Origin of the sequence: Pseudomonas sp. USHLN015 (assembly GCF_037153275.1) — a bacterium.
Lineage (GTDB): Bacteria > Pseudomonadota > Gammaproteobacteria > Pseudomonadales > Pseudomonadaceae > Metapseudomonas > Metapseudomonas tohonis.
In genome coordinates, this window is record NZ_JBBCKP010000015.1 from 109,211 (window position 1) to 126,891 (window position 17,681).

Genomic DNA, 17,681 nt, shown 5'->3' on the forward strand with positions numbered 1-17,681 from the left:
ATCAGGCGGGCTCCCTGTGTTTGCCCTTGGCCAGGGCGAAGGCGCGGTTGAGGCGCTTGAGCATCTCGTCGACGTTGGCGTGGCTGACCGTGAGCGCGGGAGAAAAGCGCAGGCAGTCGCTGGCCAGGCCGTTGATCAGCAAGCCTTCGTCGAGTGCGGCGCGGACCACCGCGTCGGCGCGCTGCTCGATCAGCGGCATGCCGATCAGCAGGCCATGGCCGCGCAGGGGGCCGTGGCCATGGCGGCGGGCCACGCGGGCGAGGCCTTCGCGCAGATGCTGGGCGACATCGCGCACCTGTTCGAGAAAGCCCGGCTCCAGCACGGTATTGAGCACGGCGAGGCCGGCGGCGGTCATCAGCGCGTTGCCGTGGTAGGTGCCGCCCTGCTCGCCCGGCTCGAAGCAGCAGGCGTTGCCCCGGGCGAGCAGCGCAGCCAGGGGTACGCCGCCGCCCAGGCCCTTGCCGAGGGTGATGATGTCGGCGCGCACGCCGTAGAGGTCCTCGGCCAGCAGGGCACCGCAGCGGCCGATGCCGGTCTGCACCTCGTCGAGGATCAGCAACACCCCGCGCTCGCGGCACAGGCGCTCGGCGCCCTGCAGGTATTCGAGGGTGGCGGGGATGACCCCGGCCTCGCCCTGCACCGGTTCCAGCATCACCGCGACGACGCTGTCGTCGACGGCGGCGCGCAGGGCGTCGAGGTCGTTGAACGGCACCTTGGTGAAACCGGGCACCTTGGGCTCGAACAGGGCCTGGAAGGCCGGCTTGCCGGAAGCGGACATGGTGGCGAGGGTGCGGCCGTGGAAGCTGTTGCCGGCGGTGACGATGCCGTAGGCGCCGCCACGATGCAGCTGGCCCCATTTGCGCGCGAGCTTGATCGCCCCTTCATTGGCTTCGGCGCCGCTGTTGAGGAAGTAGACCTGGTCGCTGCCACTGGCCTGGCACAGGCGCGAGGCGAGCTTGAGCATGCCGCGGTTGTAGAAGGCCGGGCCCGGGTTGATCAGGGCCTCCGCCTGGCGCTTGAGCGCCTCGACCACCACACCGGGGCTGTGGCCGAGGCTGTTGACCGCCCAGCCCTGGGTGAAGTCCAGGTAGGCGCGGCCATCGGCGTCCCACAGCCAGGAGCCCTGGCCACGCACGAAGACCTGGGGCGGGCGTTCGACGGTGCGCATCAGGCGCAGGCCGGCGAGGGGGTCACGCATGGTCGGGGACCTCTTCATGACGGTATTCGATGCCCAGCAGGCGCAGGCCTTGCGGGCCCTGTTCGAGGATGCGGCGCAGCTCGCGGCGCCGGCGGATGCGCAGGGCGAAGCCCTCGGCGAGAGGGAAACGCTCGCGCAGCAGGGCGGTCACCTCCACGTAGCGCGCCTGGCTCACCTCCAGGGTGGCGAGCAGCACGCCGTGGCGTTCCAGGTTGATCTGGTAGTCGCTCATGCGCGCATGCCCTCCAGCGGCAGGCCGTGCAGGCGTGCACTCCAGTCCTCGACCTGGCCGCTGGAAAGGCGCCGCGCCGCACCGTCGCGCCAGCGGCCGCTCAGGGCTTCGCAGGCCTGCAGCAGTTGCAGGCCCTCGCGCTCCAGGGGTTCGTGGAAGTAGGCACGCACGGCACGGGCGACGCTGAGTTCGGGGTACGGGCGCTCCAGCAGCGAGAGGCGATCCACGGTGCTGACGAAGCCGGGTCGCAACACGCGGTAGAACCAGCCGCAGCGGCCGGTGTCCTGCACCAGGCGCGGCAATTCCTCGATGCCCCAGCGACGGCTCAGGCGGTAGCAGGGCGAGCGCGGCTGGCTGACCTGGATGATGGCTTCGCCCCAGCGGAAGCTGTCGCCGATGCACACCTGCTCTTCGGTGAGGCCGTAGGTGGAGAGGTTCTCGCCGAAGGACGGGGCCTTCCAGGCGAGGTGGCGGTAGTGCTTGCGCCAGTAGCGGTAGTGCTCCGCCGGGTAGTGGTGCAGGGCGCGCTCGGGGCCGCCGTGGAATCGCGGGTCACCCTGCTCGTCGCTGCCCAGGCCCTGGGGCCAGAGCCAGAGCCGGTGTTCCACCGGGCGCTTGTCGATGGCGCTGCTGAGTCCCCCGCCGATATCTTCGGCTTTGCCTATGAATACACCTTTTACTTCCAGGCCCTGCATGTCGTGCTCCAGCGCTTGAACCAGGTTCTATGGCCGCTAGACTAGGACCTTGCCGCTGCGCATGACATTTCGATTTTTCAGGTTCTTCGATAAGAAAGACTTATGGATTTCCGCCAGCTCCGCTATTTCGTCGCGCTCTACGAGGAAGGCCATGTCGGCCGCGCCGCCGAGCGCCTGAGCATTTCCCAGCCGGCGCTTTCCCAGCAAATCCGCCAATTGGAACAGGGGCTGGACGTGAGCCTGTTCCAGCGCACCGGCAAGCGCCTGCTGCCGACCCTCGCCGCGCACACGCTCTACAACCATGCGCTGCCGCTGCTCGACGGCATGGAGCGAGCGCGCGAGGCGTTGCGCAACTTCCGCGGGCAATCACCCCGCAGCCTGGCCATCGGCGTGCTGCAGACGGTCAACGCGAGCCTGGTGCCGCTGCTGCTGGAGCGCCTGCGCGAGGCCCAGCCGCACCTGGTGGTGCAGATCTACGAGCTGTCGGGCCTGGACATCGAGCGGCGCCTGCTGACCGGCAACCTGGATATCGGCATCGGCTTCCTGCCGCCGCGCCAGCCGGGGCTGCACAGCCAGTTGCTGTACGAGGACGAGTTGCAGCTGGTGATTCCCGAGGAGCACCCGCTGAAGGAGTTCCGCAAGGTCTCGCTGGCCCAGGCCGCGGAGTTGCCGATGCTGCTGCTGGGCGAGGAGTTCCGCGTACGGCAGATCTGGCAGGAGCAGTTGGCGCTGATCGGCCGCCGCCCGCAGGTGCAGGCGGAACTGAACCACATGGCCGGCATCCTCGACAGCCTGCCGCATACGCGCCTGGCCACGGTGCTGCCCGGCCGCGCGCGACAGTTGCATGCCAACCAGGCGCTGCTGTGGAAGCCCTTGAGCGAGCCCCGCGTGCCGTTGAAGGTGGGGTTGGTATTCCGCGATGCCCAGCGCCAGCAGGCGACGCTGGAGCTGCTGCAGGCCCTGCTGGAGAACCTGGTGCCCCCCGTCGCGTGATGCCGGGCCCGGAAAAAGAAAAACCCCGCCGAAGCGAGGTTTTTGCAGACTTGTATCCCTGACATCCCTGATCTACCCACCATCCTGGCGGAAATCCGGCGTAGTCCCTGTTTTTCAGTGCGCTTCCTGCGCTACGTCCCTATGGAGTGAAGATTAGTCCTGCAACCATGTAGGCGGAAGCAGCGAACGCCTTCAGAAGATGTAAGCAATATCTTACAAAATAGCGGTTTGACGACATGATCACAAAAGGCCACCACTTCGGCGGAATGCCCCGTTCCAGAGGCCATGCGGCAACCAAGCAAGCGATCGGTAGGCTTTGTCTTCAGAATAGTCGCTTGATAGACTCGGTTGTCCTACAAGAATGATATGGCCGGCCTTTTCGGTGCGGTCGACTGGGGTCATGACCATGCGCGTAGTTGCGATTGCCCTTTGCTGCCTCACCCCTATCATCGCCACCACCGCCCTTGCCGGCGGCCAGGACAGGCTCCCCGATCACAAGGCGGCCGTGAGCCAGGTCTTCTGGCCACAGCTCTATGCGGGCGCCGGTACCACGCTGTATTGCGGCAAGGCCTTCACCGGCGAGAGCGGACTGCTGGCAGCCAGCCCGGTCTATTCCATCAAGCAGATCAAGAGCGCGCTGCGCTGCGTCACCGACAGCCAGTGCAAGAGCGCCAACGCGCAATATCCCTTCATGCTCGCCGACCTGCACAACCTCTACCCGGAGCTGGCGCGGGTCGAACTGGCGCGGCGCAATGCGCTGTTCGGTATGGTCGGCGATGTGCCGAGCAAGTTCGGCGCCGAGTGCGATCTCAAGACCAGCTTCCAGCTGGTCGAGCCCCGCGATGCCGCCAAGGGCAACGTGGCCCGGGCGATCTTCTACATGCACATCGAGTACGGCCTGCCCATCGTCGGCCAGGTGCAGATGTTCAAGGAGTGGCACCGCCTGGACCCGGTGGACGCCGAGGAACGCGCCCGCAACGAGCAGATCGCCGCGCTGCAGGGCACCCGCAACCGCTTCATCGATGACCCGGGCCTGGTGGACAGGCTGATCCCGGATTGAAGGGGCAACCAGACCTCGGAGCCCGCAACCGCCGCGCGCTCCGGACGTAGGGTGTGCTGCGCGCACCTGGGACCCGCCGCAAGCACCGAGCGGCGGTGCGCACGACACACCCTGCGGCACGGGCTCACCCTGCCAGCCCTCGGCTCGAACCGTCACAGTCACAGAGCCGATGACTCATGACCGGGTCCTGAAGACGCGATTTCCCACGCTCAAATGAAAAAGCCCCGCATCGGCGGGGCTTCTTCGTTTGCGGGGGCCGCTTAGAACTGGGCGGCGTCCAGCAGGTACAGCGACTCGCTGCCGGCTTTCACGGAGGCGGTCAGGGAGTGGATGCGCGGCAGCAGGCGGGCGAAGTAGAAGCGCGCGGTGCCGAGCTTGCTGGCGTAGAACTCGTCCTGGCCTTCCTTGCCCAGTGCAGCCTTGGCCATCAGTGCCCACATGTAGGCGTAGGCGGTGTAGCCGAAGGCGTGCAGGTACTCGACCGAGGCGGCGCCGATCTCGTTGGGGTTGGACTTGGCGCGTTCCAGCAGCCAGGCGGTCAGGTCGTCGAGGTTGGCGACGGCGGCGTTCAGCGGCTGGACGAACTCGGCCAGGTCGGTGGAGGCGCTGCCGGTGAAAGCCTTGATCTCGTCGGAGAAGTGCTTGTAGAACGCGCCACCGCTGCCGACGACCTTGCGGCCGACGAGGTCCAGGGCCTGGATGCCGTTGGTGCCTTCGTAGATCTGGGTGATGCGCACGTCACGCACCAGTTGCTCCTGGCCCCACTCGCGGATGAAGCCGTGGCCGCCGAAGATCTGCTGGCCGTGGACAGTGGTTTCCAGGCCGAGGTCGGTGAGGAAGGCCTTGGCCACGGGGGTCAGCAGGGCGACCATTTCCTCGGCGCGCTTGCGCACGACGGGGTCTTCGCTGTACTTGGCGGTGTCGAGCTGCATGGCGACGTAGGTGGAGAAGGCACGGCCACCTTCGTTGGCGGCCTTCATGGTCAGCAGCATGCGACGCACATCGGGGTGCACGATGATCGGGTCGGCGGCCTTGTCCTTGGCGACCGGGCCGGTCGGGGCACGGCTCTGGATGCGGTCGCGGGCGTATTCGACGGCGCTCTGGTAGGAACGCTCGCCGGAGGCCAGGCCCTGGATGCCGACGCCCAGGCGCTCGTAGTTCATCATGGTGAACATGGCGGCCAGGCCCTTGTTCGGGGCGTCGACGATCCAGCCGGTGGCGCCGTCGAAGTTCATGACGCAGGTGGCGGAGGCCTTGATGCCCATCTTGTGTTCGATGGAGCCGCAGGACAGGGCGTTCTTCTCACCCAGGGAGCCGTCGGCATTGACCATGAACTTGGGCACCAGGAACAGCGAGATGCCTTTCGGGCCGGCCGGCGCGTCGGGCAGCTTGGCCAGGACCAGGTGGATGATGTTCTCGGTGAGGTCGTGCTCGCCACCGGTGATGAAGATCTTGGTGCCGGTGAGCTTGTAGCTGCCGTCGGCCTGGGGTTCGGCCTTGGTGCGGATGATGCCCAGGTCGGTGCCGGCGTGGGGTTCGGTCAGGCACATGGAGCCGGCCCAGACGCCCGCGTACATGTTCGGCAGGTACTTTTCCTTCAGCTCTTCGCTGGCGTGCGCGTTGATCGACAGGCAGGCACCGGCGGTGAGCATGGGGTAGAGGCCGAAGGACAGGTTGGCCGAGTTGACCATTTCCTCGACCTGGGCGGAGATCGCCTTGGGCATGCCCATGCCGCCGAAGACCGGATCGCCACCGACGCCGACCCAGCCGCCTTCGGCGTAGGTCTTGTAGGCCTCGGGGAAGCCGGCCGGGGTGCTGACCACGCCGTCGTTCCACTGGCAGCCTTCCTCGTCGCCGGAACGATTCAGCGGGGCGATGACGCCGCCGGTGACCTTGCCAGCCTCTTCGAGGATCGCGGAGGCGGTTTCCGCATCGACGGTCTCGGCCAGGGCGGGCAGTTCAGCCCAGAGCTTGGCGACCTCGAAAACTTCATTGAGAACGAAGCGCATATCGCGCAGGGGCGCTTTGTAGTCAGCCATGTGCAAAACCTCGCAGGAACTCTACAGGTGGCCGGGAAGGCCGGTTTCACGGAACAGGCCGGCAGTGTACCCGAACAACTTTTGAGACACATAGGGTCGTTGCGTGACCATATGTTATTGCACGGTCACAAATCGCAACCCCGATGAAAAGGGCCCGCACGTGGCGGGCCCCTGGATACACCGAGATTAGACGCTCAGAGCGCGAACTGTTCGGCCGGCAGGGCCATCAGGCAGTCGCTGCCGGCCTCGACCCCCGCCTGATGGGCGGTGGTGCGCGGCAGCAGGCGCTTGAAGTAGAAGTCGAAGGTGGCCAGCTTGGTCTGGTAGTAGGCGGCTTCGCTGGTGCCGGCATCGAGCTTGGCCTGGGCGACCACGGCCATCTGCAGCCAGAACCAGGCGAGCACGATGTAGCCGGAGTACATGAGGTAGTCGACGGAGGCGGCACCCACTTCGTCCGGGTTCTTCATGGCGGCCATGCCGACTTTCTGGGTCAGTTCGCCCCACTGCTGGTTGAGGCTCGCCAGTTCGGCGACCTGCCCCTTGAACTGCGGGTGCTCGGCCTGGGCCTGGCAGAACTTGTGCACGCGCTTGGTGAAGCCGCGCAGCAGCTTGCCCTGGCTGCCGAGCACCTTGCGGCCGAGCAGGTCGAGGGCCTGGATGCCGTTGGTGCCTTCGTAGATGGGGGCGATGCGGCAGTCGCGCACCAGTTGCTCCATGCCCCACTCGCGGATGTAGCCGTGGCCGCCGAACACCTGCATGCCGAGGTTGGTGGCTTCCAGCCCGGTTTCGGTCATGAAGGCCTTGCAGATGGGGGTGAGGAAGGCCAGCAGGTCGTCGGCGTCCTGGCGCTGCTCGGCATCCGGGCTGCCATGGGCGATGTCGAGCAGCTGGGCGGTGAAGTAGGAGAGCGCGCGGTTGCCTTCGTTGAACGCCTTCATGGTCAGCAGCATGCGGCGCACGTCGGGGTGCACGATGATCGGGTCGGCGGCCTTCTCCGGGGCTTTCGGCCCGGTCAGTGCGCGCATCTGCAGGCGGTCGTTGGCGTAGCGCACCGCGCCCTGGTAGCTGGCTTCGCCGAGGCAGAGCCCCTGCATGCCGGTGCCCAGGCGGGCGTGGTTCATCATGGTGAACATGCAATTGAGGCCCTTGTTGGCCTCGCCGATCAGGTAGCCGGTGGCGGAGTCGAAGTTCATCACGCAGGTGGCGGAGGCCTTGATGCCCATCTTGTGTTCGATGGACCCGCAGGAGACGGCGTTGCGCGCACCGACGGCGCCATCGGCGGCCGGCATGAACTTGGGCACGATGAACAGGGAGATGCCCTTGGTGCCGGCGGGCGCATCGGGCAGCTTGGCGAGGACGAGGTGGACGATGTTCTCGCTCATGTCGTGCTCGCCGGCGGAGATGAAGATCTTGGTGCCGCTGACCGCGTAGCTGCCGTCGGCCTGGGGCACGGCGCGGGTCTTGATAATGCCCAGGTCGGTGCCGCAGTGGGGCTCGGTGAGGCACATGGTGCCGGTCCAGCGGCCTTCGGTCATGCGGGTCAGGTAGGTCTGCTTCTGTTCCTCGGTTCCATGGGCGTGGATGGCCGACATGGCGCCGTGGGTGAGGCCGGGGTACATCGCCCAGGACTGGTTACTGGAGGCGACCATCTCGCTGATGATCAGGCCGAGGGAATGGGGCAGGCCCTGGCCACCGTAGGCCGGGTCGGCGGCCAGGCCGTTCCAGCCACCCTCGACGTACTGGGCGAAGGCTTCCTTGAAGCCCTTGGGCGTGGTCACCACGCCATCCTTCCACTGGCACTCTTCCTCGTCGCCGGAGCGGTTGATGGGCGAGAGCACCTGCTCGCAGAACTTGGCGCCCTCCTCGAGGATCGCCGAGACCATGTCCGGGGTGGCGTCGCTGGCACCGATGGCGGCGTAGGTCGCCGGGAAATCGAAGACTTCGTCGATCAAAAAGCGCATGTCGCGCAGGGGGGCCTTGTACTCGGGCATGGCAGGGTTCTCCTTGGGCGAGCGCCAGGGTCGGCGCCAATCGTCCGACCCTACTGCGCGCCCGGGCCCCGGACAACGAAGCTGCCGGCGCTGAATGCAGCGCCATAACCCGCTGCGCTAGGCGTCGGCCTTGCGCACCCGCACCGCGCCACGGCGGTTCTGCCCATGGAGGAACACGCGGTTGCGCCCGGCGCTCTTGGCGCTGTAGAGCGCCTGGTCGGCCACCTTGATGACTTCCTCGGGGGTGCGCTGCTCGGCATCGCGTTCGGCGACGCCGATGCTGATGGTGACCGAGACGCTCTGCCCGGCGGCGCCGCTGCGCTTGCTGCGGCCCTGCTCGTCGTTCTTGGGGCGGCTGTCCTTGTCGCGCAGTTGCATGGCGTAGTTCTCGATCGCCTCGCGCACCGCCTCCAGGTGCGGCTGGCATTCCTCCATGGTCTTGCCGGCGAAGACGATGGTGAATTCCTCGCCGCCATAGCGGTATGCCTTGCCACCGCCGGTGACCTTCTTCAGGCGCGCGGCGACCATGCGCAGCACCTGGTCGCCGACATCGTGGCCGTAGGTGTCGTTGAATTTCTTGAAGTGATCGACATCGGTCATCGCCAGCACGTAGTTGCGCCCGAGGCGCTGCAGGCGTTCGTTGAGGGCGCGGCGGCCGGGCAGCCCGGTCAGCTCGTCGCGGAAGGCCATCTGGTAGGCCTCGTGGGCCACCGAGGCGGTCAGCGCGAGCATCGCCAGGCTGCTCATGGCGTGCAGCGCATGGGGCAGGACGAAGACCTTGGGCAGCATCCACCAGACGCCGAGCAGGGCCAGCAGCTGCGCGGCGTGTTGCGGGCGGGGCTGGCGGGCATAGGTGACCGCGAGGGCGATCAGCGCGCCGACGAAGGCGAAGTAGGACAGCTGGATCAGGCTCATCCAGCTGCCGTGCAGCAGCGGCCAGTGCACGGCGGTAAGCACCGGCAGCAGGGACTCGGGGTAGCTGCGGCCGAGGGCGACGGCAACGCACACCACGGCGAGGATCACCGCCCCCCGGGCGACGAAGTCCTGGAGCAGGTGGGTGCGCTCCTGCCAGCACCCGAACAGGCCGAACAGCAGCGGCAGCAGCAGGCTGCAGAGGTGGAATACCAGCGCCGCATCCTCGCGCACCACGCGCTCGGCCTGGTAGTAGTCGACCTGTGTGTCGAGCAGGTAGTAGGCGAGGTAGAGGATCAGCAGCAGGAACAGCTGGCGCAGGCGGCCATAGGCGGCGCAGAAGGAGCCACCGAGCAGCAGCAGGAGCGTGGGCAGTACGTTGAACAGCGAGACGAAGAACTCGGTCATGCCCGGCAGCGCGCCCATCACGCCGCCGGCCAGGATCAGGGCCAGGGGCGGGACGAAATGGCTGACGCGAAATGACGAGAGAGACCGCACTGATGCTGATCCAGACAGGTGTCGAAAGGGAATGGGGAGCTGGCCATATGATTGCATTTCTACCAGGGCCACGCACCCGTCCAGGCGACGAAACGCCGCTATCGTCGTGCTTTCGCGAGCCTTTCCCGGCCTATTCGCGCGCCAATGAAAAAGCCCGCCTTGCGGCGGGCTCCTTCGTACAGCGCTGAGCCTTAGTAACCGAGAGCGAAGTCTTCTTCGGCCAGGTCCATCAGGTTGTTGGCGCCGGACAGCATGGTTTCGACGTGGGTACGGGTACGCGGCAGGATGCGCTTGAAGTAGAAGCGCGCGGTCTGCAGCTTGGCCTTGTAGAAGGCGGCATCGCCTTCGCCGGCAGCCAGTTTCTCGGCAGCCAGGCGGGCCATGTCGGCCCAGAAGTAGGCCAGGCAGGCGTAACCGGAGTACATCAGGTAGTCCACGGAGGCGGCACCGACTTCTTCGCGATCTTTCATCGCGGCCATGCCGACCTTCATGGTGACGTCGCCCCACTCCTTGTTCAGCTTGGCCAGGGGCTCGACGAATTCCTTGACGGCTTCGTTGCCTTCGTTGGCCTGGCAGAACTTGTGGACGATCTTGGTGAAGCCCTTCAGCGCTTCGCCCTGGGTCATGAGGATCTTGCGACCCAGCAGGTCCAGCGCCTGGATGCCGGTGGTGCCTTCGTACAGCATGGAGATACGGCTGTCGCGGACGTTCTGCTCCATGCCCCACTCGGCGATGAAGCCGTGGCCGCCATAGATCTGTACGCCGTGGTTGGCCGACTCGAAGCCGACTTCGGTCATGAACGCCTTGGCGATCGGGGTCAGGAAGGCCAGCAGCGCGTCGGCGGCTTTCTTCTCTTCCTCGTTCTGGCTGTACTTGACGATGTCGACCTGCTTGGCGGTGAAGTACACCATCGCGCGGTTGCCTTCGGCGAAGGCTTTCATGGTCAGCAGCATGCGACGCACGTCCGGGTGGACGATGATCGGGTCAGCGGGCTTCTCGGGCGCTTTCGGGCCGGTCAGGGCACGCATCTGCAGACGCTCGCGAGCGTATTTCAGGCCACCCTGGAAGCCGATCTCGGCATGGGCCAGGCCTTGCAGCGCGGTACCCAGGCGAGCGGTGTTCATGAAGGTGAACATGCAGTTCAGGCCTTTGTTCGCCGGGCCGATCAGGAAGCCGGTGGCACCGTCGAAGTTCATCACGCAGGTGGCGTTGCCGTGGATGCCCATCTTGTGTTCGATGGAGCCACAGGCCACGGCGTTGCGCTCGCCCACGCCGCCTTCGGCGGTCGGCAGGAACTTCGGCACGATGAACAGGGAGATGCCTTTGGTGCCGGCCGGTGCATCGGGCAGGCGGGCCAGGACGATATGGACGATGTTGTCGGCCATGTCGTGCTCACCGGCGGAGATGAAGATCTTGGTGCCGGTGACTTTGTAGGAACCATCGGCCTGGGGCTCGGCCTTGGTGCGCAGCATGCCCAGGTCGGTACCGCAGTGCGGTTCGGTCAGGCACATGGTGCCGGTCCACTCGCCGGATACCAGCTTGGTCAGGTAGGTGTGCTTCTGGTCTTCGGTGCCGTGGGCGGACAGGGTGTTCATCGCGCCGTGGGACAGGCCGGGGTACATGCCCCAGGACCAGTTGGCTTCGCCGACCATTTCGCTGATGGCCAGGCCGAGCGACTCGGGCAGGCCCTGGCCGCCGTGGTCGACGTCATGGGCCAGGCTCGGCCAGCCGCCTTCCACGAACTGCTTGTAGGCTTCCTTGAAGCCGGTCGGGGTCTTCACGCCGGACTCGCTCCAGGTGCAGCCCTCGGTGTCACCCACGCGGTTCAGCGGAGCGATCACCTGCTCACAGAACTTTGCACCTTCCTCGAGAATGGCATCGACCATGTCCGGGGTGGCGTCCTGGCAGCCAGGCAGGCTCTGATAGTGCGCTTCGTAGCCGAGCAGTTCGTCACGAACGAAGCGGATATCACGCAAGGGGGCCTTGTAATCAGGCATAGCAGTAAACCTCTACGGTGGGTTCCTAGTTAAGGTGACCGGCACATCGGTCGCTTACAACATCACGGTAGTCGCTGTCGGTTGCACGCTGGCCGCCCGACAATCAAACAGGTGTTTGAAACATACGTTTACGCCATTCCCTTGTCAAGCATCCGCCTGTCGCGGTTCAGGCGCGAATATCCAGCAGGGGCCCGGGCGCGTCGGAGCGAGCGACCTTAAGGTAGAGCCCGAGGTCCTGGCTGGCGCCTGGTGGGGACGATTCGGAGGCGTCGTCCGCTTCGGCACGCGCCTCGGCCTTGCGAGCGGCTTCCTCGGCGGCTTCCTCGCGGCGCATCTGGGCGAGCTCGACGAGCGCCTGGCCGGCCTGCGCGGCGGCCTCGGCGGCGACGCGGCGGTCCTGTGCGGAGGGGTCGGCCGGCGCCAGCGCCGCGCGCTGCACCACCTCCATCTTGCGCAAGGTGGCCTCGGGGTCGCCGGCAACGGCGCTGACGTCGATCCCCACCTCGCCGCCCACGGCATAGGACTGGCCGTCCGGCCCGCGCTTGAAGCTGTAGCTGGGTGAGCCCGCGTAGGCGGCACCTACCGAGGCATGGGCCTGCTCATGGGCGCGGACTTCACGGTCCCGCGCGGCCAGCTCGGCGATTTCCTGCAGGTCCTGCTGTTCCTGCTGACGGGTCTGGCGCGTGGAGGATGCACCTGCGCCGCGCGCATCGGCAGCACGAGTTTCAGATGACGAAGCCAGTTCGCCGGAAGAGGCAGGATCACGAAGGGAGGAAGAGGATTCGAATGCAGCGCCGTTCACCGCGCCGCGCGAGGGCTGGAGCGCCATCGCCGACGAAGGGAGATATGCAGCACTGCCGATCCGCATGGGGCCCTCCCTGCCCGCGCCAGGCCACCGCCGCTATCGCAGTCGGGGAGCCGTCAGTCAGGCGCGGGTGTCGATCAGGGTTCCGAGTACATCGTCAGCGGTCTTGATCACCTGGGCTCCGGCTTCCGCCTGGAACTTGCCGACGTTGAGGTCCACCAGGTTGCTCGCCTGGTCGACATCGTTGAATTCCTGGACTCGGGCGCTGGGGGCCTGCTGGTTGCGCTGCACGGACGAGCCCGCAATATCCGCACCGGCCTGGTCGATACGACGCTGGCCCGATTGCAGAGCACTCAATCCTGCGCTGAAGGCACTACCGGAGATTTCCATCACCAACCTCGAAACAAGAGATCAACGCCGTAATTGAAGCAGAAAACGTCTAAAAAACGTACAAACAAAAGGCTATGGACGCCGTTCTGCTTATAGCGCCAGGGGGGCCAGGTCCAGGCAGGCTGCGACGGCTGCGGGCGTCGGGGCCACCAGGCGGGGGATGCGACCCAGGCACGGAGCCGGAAGCCGCTCCGCCAGGGTGGCGAGGTTCTCTTCCAGGCGTGAGGTCGCCGGGTCCACCAGGTTCGCCACCCAGCCGGCCAGCGGCAGGCCATCACGCAGGATCGCCTCGGCACTGAGCACCGCATGGTTGATGCAGCCGAGGCGCACGCCCACCACCAGGATCACCGGCAGGCCCAGGGCGATCGGCAGGTCCGAGAGACTCGCGCCACCGGCCAGCGGCACCCTCCAGCCACCGGCGCCCTCGACCAGGGTGAAGTCCGCCCCCTTGTCGATGATCCGCCGCACCGGGCCCTCCAGCGCGGCCAGGTCCAGCTCGACGCCGACCTCGCGCGCAGCCAGGTGCGGCGCGATGGCGGGCGCGAAGGCCAGCGGGTTGACCTCCTCATAGGCCAGCGGCAGCGAGCACTCGCCCAGCAGTGCCAGGGCGTCCTCGTTGCGCAGGCCGGCGGGGGTCTTTACACAGCCGGACGCCACCGGCTTGCTCGCCGCCGTGGACAGCCCGGCCAGGCGGGCGGCGTGCAGCAAGCCCGCGGCCACCGTGGTCTTGCCGATCTCGGTGTCGGTGCCGGCGATGAAGAAGGCCGCGCTCATTCAGGGCTCCTTGCGCAAGAGGCCGTGGACGACCTGGTAGGTGACGGGCAGGCCGCCGGCATCGCGCCGACGCTCGTAGGCCTCGATCAGGGCGAGCATGCGCGCCCTGCCGGTCAGGCCACCGGGGCGACCGGGATTGAGGTTGTGCGCGCCCAGCGCCTTGAGCTCATGGGTCAGGCTGCGCAGGTCGGGGAAATGCAGCACGCGAGGACGTCGCTCCAGCAACAACGGACGCAGGCCACTGCCCGCGCACAGCGCCTGATAGCGGCTGAACTCGCGGAAGCGGTTGACGTGTACGAAGCCGTCCACCTCCTGCCAGCTGTCGCGCAATTCCTGCAGAGTGCCGACGCACAGGCTGCTGAAGACCAGCAGGCCGTTCGGCCGCAACACCCGCCGCGCCTCGCTCAGTACCGCCGCGAAATCACCGCACCACTGCACCGCCAGGCTGCTGAACACCAGGTCCAGGCAACCGTCCACGAGAGGCAGGCGCTCGGCGTCGCCAGCGGCGAAGTGGCTGGCCCCACCCAGTGGGCGGGCGTGTTGCAGCATGCCTTCGGCGATATCCAGCGCCAGGCCATCGGCCGTGGGGAAGCGCTCCGCCAGCACGCGCGAGAAATGCCCGGTGCCGCAGCCCAGGTCGAGCCAGCGTTCGGGGACGAAGCCGTCGGGCAGGCTGTCGAGCAGGGCACTGCCGACGACACGCTGCAGCTCGGCGACGCTGTCGTAGCTGGCCGCCGCACGGGAAAAGGAGGCCGCGACCTGGCGCTTGTCCGGCAGGGGCGGTGCCTCCACCGATAGGCTGGGCAACGGGACGACGACGGATTCAGACATCTTCACCTTCGAACATGAACGCCAGCATGGCCTCGGCGACCGCGTCCGGGCACTCCACCGGCAGCCCGTGGCTGGCTTCGCGGATCACCGTCGCCTCGACGTCCGGCAGCCAGTCCAGCAACGCCTGGCAGGCGCCGGCCGGCACCAGCGCATCGCGCCCGGCGAACAGGTGCAACTGCGGGCCGCTGTAGGCGCGCAGGGCGCCACGGGTGTCCAGCCCGGCCAGCAATTGCAGGCCGGCTTCGAGCACCTCCACCGGGGTGGACGGCTGGGTGACCTGCAGCTGCCGCACCAGGGTGCGCGGGTCCTTGGCGCCCTGGCTCACCAGCAGGCGGAAGCGCTTCAGGGTCAGCTCGGGGTCGAGACCGAAGGCCTCGTGGAATGCGGCGAAGACATCGCCGGGCATCGCGCTCGGCCAATCCTCGCGGGCACGGAAACTCAGGTTGCTGGCGAGCCCGATCAGCCCGAAGCAGGCCCCATCGCGCCGTGCCGCCAGCTGCGCCGCCAGCATCCCGCCGAGGGACCAGCCCGCCAGCCAGCAATCGCTCGGCAGGCGCGCATCGAGCTCGTCGAGCCAGGCCTCAGGCTGCGCGAGGTCGGGCAGCGGCTCGATCTCGATGTTCAGGTGCGGCGCACGCTCGGACAGCGCATCGCGCAGGGGCTCCAGGGCACCCGGGCCGAGCGCCCAGCCGGGCAGCAGGATCAGTCGGTCACGCATCGGTTCTTCCTTCCTTAGCCAGAATGTTCCAGCTTTCGGACAACGCCTGGAGCAACAGTTCCAGCTGGGCCTCGCTGTGGGAGGCGCTGAAGGTCACCCGTAGGCGAGCGCTGCCGGCCGGCACCGTCGGCGGGCGGATGGCCCCGACGAGGATGCCGCGTTCGCGCAGCAGGGCGGCGAGACGCAGGGCCCGGGCGCTGTCGCCGACCAGGATCGGCTGGATCGGCGTAGGGCTGTCCATCAGGCTCAGGCCGATCTCGGCGGCCCCCTCGCGGAAGCGCTGGATCAGCCTGTTCAGGTGCTCGCGGCGCCAACTTTCCTTCTGCAGGAGCTCCAGGCTCTTGAGGGTGGCGCAGGCCACGGCGGGCGGCTGGCTGGTGGTGTAGATGTAGGGGCGGGCGAACTGGATCAGCGTCTCGATCAGTTCTTCACTGCCCGCGACGAAGGCACCGGCGGTGCCGAAGGCCTTGCCCAGGGTGCCGACCAGCACGGGCACATCCTCCAGGCCGAGGCCGAAGTGCTCGACGATGCCGCCACCGGTGGCCCCCAACGGGCCGAAGCCATGGGCGTCGTCGACCATCACCCAGGCGCCCTGCTCCCGCGCCTTGGCGCAGAGCGCGGGCAGGTCGGCAAGATCGCCATCCATGCTGAACACCCCATCGGTGACGACCAGCGTGTCGCCTTCGGCCTTCTCCAGGCGCGTGGCGAGGCTGGCCACATCGTTGTGCAGGTAGCGCGAGAAGCGCGCACCCGACAGCAGGCCGGCGTCGAGCAGGGACGCGTGGTTGAGGCGGTCCTCCAGCACGCTGCCGCCCTTGCCCACCAGCGCGGTGACGGCACCCAGGTTGGCCATGTAGCCGGTGGAGAACAGCAGCGCACGCGGGCGCCCGGTGAACTCGGCCAGGGCCAGCTCCAGCTCGTGGTGCGGCCCGCTGTGCCCGATGACCAGGTGCGAGGCACCGCCGCCAGCACCCCAGCGCTCGGCACCGGCACGCAGCGCGGCGATCACCTCGGGGTGGTTGGCCAGGCCCAGGTAGTCGTTCGAACAGAAGGCCAGCATCGCCCGGCCGTCCACCACCACATACGGCCCCTGGGGGCTTTCCAGCAGGGGACGCTGGCGATGGAGATCGGCGGCGCGGCGCTCGGCGAGGCGGGAAGCGAGATCGAAGGGCATAACGTCAGTTCCAAGCGGCAAGCCGCAAGCTGCAAGCTGCAAGCTGCAAGTGAAAGCCGGAAGCGCATCCCGGCTTGTGGCTTGCAGCCTGTGGCTTGGAGCTGCCTTCAAACGGCAGCGTTATAGAACAGCTTGGAGTCGCGCTGCTCCACCAGGGCCTGCTCGATGGCGGCCTGGTGCACTTCGTCGGCGTGCTCCTCGCGTTCCTCGGGCTTGATGCCAAGGCGGGCGAAGAGCTGCATGTCCTTGTCCGCCTGGGGGTTGGCGGTGGTCAGCAGTTTCTCGCCGTAGAAGATCGAGTTGGCGCCGGCCATGAAGGCCAGGGCCTGCATCTGCTCGTTCATCTGTTCGCGACCGGCGGAGAGGCGCACGTGGGACTTGGGCATCATGATCCGCGCCACCGCCAGGGTACGGATGAAGTCGAACGGGTCGACGTCCTTCTCCTCGGCCAGCGGCGTGCCCTTGACCTTGACCAGCATGTTGATCGGCACCGACTCCGGGTGCTCAGGCAGGTTGGCCAGCTGGATCAGCAGGCCCGCGCGGTCGTCCACCGACTCGCCCATGCCGAGGATGCCGCCCGAACAGATCTTCATCCCCGCCTCACGCACGTAAGCCAGGGTCTGCAGGCGCTCGCCGTAGGTGCGGGTGGTGATGATGTTGCCGTAGAACTCCGGCGAGGTATCGAGGTTGTGGTTGTAGTAGTCCAGGCCGGCATCGGCCAGCGCGCGGGTCTGCTCCTGGTCCAGGCGACCGAGGGTCATGCAGGTCTCGAGGCCGAGCTTCTTCACGCCCTTCACCATCTCCAGCACGTAGGGCATGTCCTTGGCGGAGGGGTGCTTCCAGGCCGCCCCCATGCAGAAGCGCGTCGAGCCGATGGCCTTGGCCTCGGCGGCTGCCTGCAGGACCTTCTGCACCTCCATCAGCTTTTCCTTGTCCAGGCCGGTGTTGTAGTGGCCGGACTGGGGGCAGTACTTGCAGTCTTCGGGGCAGGCGCCGGTCTTGATCGACAGCAGGGTGGAGACCTGTACGCGGTTCGGGTCGAAGTGCGCGCGGTGCACGGTCTGCGCCTGGAACAGCAGGTCGTTGAAAGGTTGCTCGAACAGTGCCCGCACTTCGGCGAGGGACCAATCGTGGCGGGTGGAGATGGCTACGGTTGCACTCATGGGGAGCTTCCTTCGACGCGTGGATCGCGCCTCTTGTAGGGGGAAATCCCGACGGCGAGCGCGGGAATTCAGGCTGTTGGGCATCTTGATTTTGGGGTATGACGCTGTCAACCAAAAACTCGACACAGGTTTACATCTGGTTATTTTTCAACCACACAGAACCCTTGGGCGCCGCCTGGATCAAACACCCAGACGGTCATGACGCATAAGG

General features: G+C 66.9%; 16 protein-coding genes. 2 read left to right on the top strand and 14 right to left on the bottom strand.

The genetic code is table 11. The features are described from left to right. Nucleotide 1: 1 nt before the first annotated feature. From WFQ67_RS26805 to WFQ67_RS26815, 3 genes are read right to left on the bottom strand one after another with little or no spacing between them, the layout of a single operon-like run. On the bottom strand, nt 2-1,198 hold the full coding sequence (locus WFQ67_RS26805; protein ID WP_213628134.1) for an acetylornithine transaminase: 1,197 nt from the start codon (nt 1,196-1,198) through the stop codon (nt 2-4). Continuing rightward, a complete protein-coding gene (locus WFQ67_RS26810) occupies nt 1,191-1,430 on the bottom strand; it encodes a hypothetical protein (protein WP_337058676.1) in 240 nt (79 codons plus the stop codon). Before WFQ67_RS26810 ends, WFQ67_RS26805 begins: the two co-directional genes overlap by 8 nt. Continuing rightward, entirely contained in the window at nt 1,427-2,125 is a 699-nt protein-coding gene (locus WFQ67_RS26815) for an MOSC domain-containing protein (protein WP_337058677.1), read from the bottom strand. Before WFQ67_RS26815 ends, WFQ67_RS26810 begins: the two co-directional genes overlap by 4 nt. A gap of 102 nt (nt 2,126-2,227) precedes the next feature. Between WFQ67_RS26815 and WFQ67_RS26820 the strand changes: the two genes are divergently transcribed. Beyond that, a complete protein-coding gene (locus WFQ67_RS26820; protein ID WP_337058678.1) occupies nt 2,228-3,118 on the top strand; it encodes a LysR family transcriptional regulator in 891 nt (296 codons plus the stop codon). Between the two features lie 406 nt (nt 3,119-3,524). Next, nucleotides 3,525-4,178, top strand: coding sequence for an endonuclease I family protein (locus WFQ67_RS26825; protein ID WP_337058696.1), 654 nt, complete (start codon nt 3,525-3,527; stop codon nt 4,176-4,178). Nucleotides 4,179-4,438: 260 nt separating this feature from the next. Here WFQ67_RS26825 and WFQ67_RS26830 read toward each other — a convergent pair whose 3' ends face one another. The 11 genes from WFQ67_RS26830 to bioB form a co-directional block, all read right to left on the bottom strand. Continuing rightward, the gene (locus WFQ67_RS26830) at nt 4,439-6,217 is read right to left on the bottom strand and encodes an acyl-CoA dehydrogenase C-terminal domain-containing protein (protein WP_337058679.1); all 1,779 of its coding nucleotides are present in this window, start codon (nt 6,215-6,217) and stop codon (nt 4,439-4,441) included. A 194-nt stretch (nt 6,218-6,411) separates the two neighbouring features. Next, entirely contained in the window at nt 6,412-8,208 is a 1,797-nt protein-coding gene (locus WFQ67_RS26835) for an acyl-CoA dehydrogenase C-terminal domain-containing protein (protein WP_337058680.1), read from the bottom strand. 117 nt (nt 8,209-8,325) lie between these two features. Further along, entirely contained in the window at nt 8,326-9,618 is a 1,293-nt protein-coding gene (locus WFQ67_RS26840) for a GGDEF domain-containing protein (protein WP_337058681.1), read from the bottom strand. Nucleotides 9,619-9,809: 191 nt separating this feature from the next. Further along, nucleotides 9,810-11,615, bottom strand: a complete 1,806-nt coding sequence (locus WFQ67_RS26845; RefSeq protein ID WP_337058682.1) for a phenylacyl-CoA dehydrogenase — start codon at nt 11,613-11,615, stop codon at nt 9,810-9,812. 166 nt (nt 11,616-11,781) lie between these two features. Then, nucleotides 11,782-12,483, bottom strand: a complete 702-nt coding sequence (locus WFQ67_RS26850; RefSeq protein ID WP_337058683.1) for a putative metalloprotease CJM1_0395 family protein — start codon at nt 12,481-12,483, stop codon at nt 11,782-11,784. Between the two features lie 57 nt (nt 12,484-12,540). After that, nucleotides 12,541-12,810, bottom strand: coding sequence for a pyrroloquinoline quinone biosynthesis protein PqqE (locus tag WFQ67_RS26855; protein WP_111259557.1), 270 nt, complete (start codon nt 12,808-12,810; stop codon nt 12,541-12,543). 90 nt (nt 12,811-12,900) lie between these two features. Then, nucleotides 12,901-13,584, bottom strand: a complete 684-nt coding sequence (gene bioD / locus WFQ67_RS26860) for a dethiobiotin synthase (RefSeq protein ID WP_337058684.1) — start codon at nt 13,582-13,584, stop codon at nt 12,901-12,903. Continuing rightward, nucleotides 13,585-14,415: a malonyl-ACP O-methyltransferase BioC gene (bioC, locus tag WFQ67_RS26865; protein WP_213628123.1), complete on the bottom strand. Its 831-nt coding sequence runs from the start codon at nt 14,413-14,415 to the stop codon at nt 13,585-13,587. After that, nucleotides 14,408-15,133 (bottom strand): alpha/beta fold hydrolase, encoded by a 726-nt coding sequence (locus WFQ67_RS26870; RefSeq protein ID WP_285960201.1) that lies wholly within the window; start codon nt 15,131-15,133, stop codon nt 14,408-14,410. Before WFQ67_RS26870 ends, bioC begins: the two co-directional genes overlap by 8 nt. After that, nucleotides 15,126-16,307: an 8-amino-7-oxononanoate synthase gene (gene bioF / locus WFQ67_RS26875; protein WP_337058685.1), complete on the bottom strand. Its 1,182-nt coding sequence runs from the start codon at nt 16,305-16,307 to the stop codon at nt 15,126-15,128. The genes WFQ67_RS26870 and bioF overlap by 8 nt, the downstream gene beginning before the upstream one ends. 107 nt (nt 16,308-16,414) lie before the next feature. After that, a complete protein-coding gene (gene bioB / locus WFQ67_RS26880) occupies nt 16,415-17,470 on the bottom strand; it encodes a biotin synthase BioB (protein WP_173177541.1) in 1,056 nt (351 codons plus the stop codon). Nucleotides 17,471-17,681: the final 211 nt, after the last annotated feature.

Excerpts from the sequence above, each read along its gene's own strand:
- WFQ67_RS26810 (WP_337058676.1), bottom strand. The coding sequence starts at position 1,430 with ATGAGCGACTACCAGATCAACCTGGAACGCCACGGCGTGCTGCTCGCC.
- WFQ67_RS26830 (WP_337058679.1), bottom strand. The coding sequence starts at position 6,217 with ATGGCTGACTACAAAGCGCCCCTGCGCGATATGCGCTTCGTTCTCAAT.
- WFQ67_RS26815 (WP_337058677.1), bottom strand. The coding sequence starts at position 2,125 with ATGCAGGGCCTGGAAGTAAAAGGTGTATTCATAGGCAAAGCCGAAGAT.
- WFQ67_RS26835 (WP_337058680.1), bottom strand. The coding sequence starts at position 8,208 with ATGCCCGAGTACAAGGCCCCCCTGCGCGACATGCGCTTTTTGATCGAC.
- WFQ67_RS26825 (WP_337058696.1), top strand. The coding sequence starts at position 3,525 with ATGCGCGTAGTTGCGATTGCCCTTTGCTGCCTCACCCCTATCATCGCC.
- WFQ67_RS26850 (WP_337058683.1), bottom strand. The coding sequence starts at position 12,483 with ATGCGGATCGGCAGTGCTGCATATCTCCCTTCGTCGGCGATGGCGCTC.
- bioC (WP_213628123.1), bottom strand. The coding sequence starts at position 14,415 with ATGTCTGAATCCGTCGTCGTCCCGTTGCCCAGCCTATCGGTGGAGGCA.
- WFQ67_RS26805 (WP_213628134.1), bottom strand. The coding sequence starts at position 1,198 with ATGCGTGACCCCCTCGCCGGCCTGCGCCTGATGCGCACCGTCGAACGC.
- WFQ67_RS26820 (WP_337058678.1), top strand. The coding sequence starts at position 2,228 with ATGGATTTCCGCCAGCTCCGCTATTTCGTCGCGCTCTACGAGGAAGGC.
- bioF (WP_337058685.1), bottom strand. The coding sequence starts at position 16,307 with ATGCCCTTCGATCTCGCTTCCCGCCTCGCCGAGCGCCGCGCCGCCGAT.
- bioB (WP_173177541.1), bottom strand. The coding sequence starts at position 17,470 with ATGAGTGCAACCGTAGCCATCTCCACCCGCCACGATTGGTCCCTCGCC.
- WFQ67_RS26870 (WP_285960201.1), bottom strand. The coding sequence starts at position 15,133 with ATGCGTGACCGACTGATCCTGCTGCCCGGCTGGGCGCTCGGCCCGGGT.
- WFQ67_RS26845 (WP_337058682.1), bottom strand. The coding sequence starts at position 11,615 with ATGCCTGATTACAAGGCCCCCTTGCGTGATATCCGCTTCGTTCGTGAC.
- bioD (WP_337058684.1), bottom strand. The coding sequence starts at position 13,584 with ATGAGCGCGGCCTTCTTCATCGCCGGCACCGACACCGAGATCGGCAAG.
- WFQ67_RS26855 (WP_111259557.1), bottom strand. The coding sequence starts at position 12,810 with ATGGAAATCTCCGGTAGTGCCTTCAGCGCAGGATTGAGTGCTCTGCAA.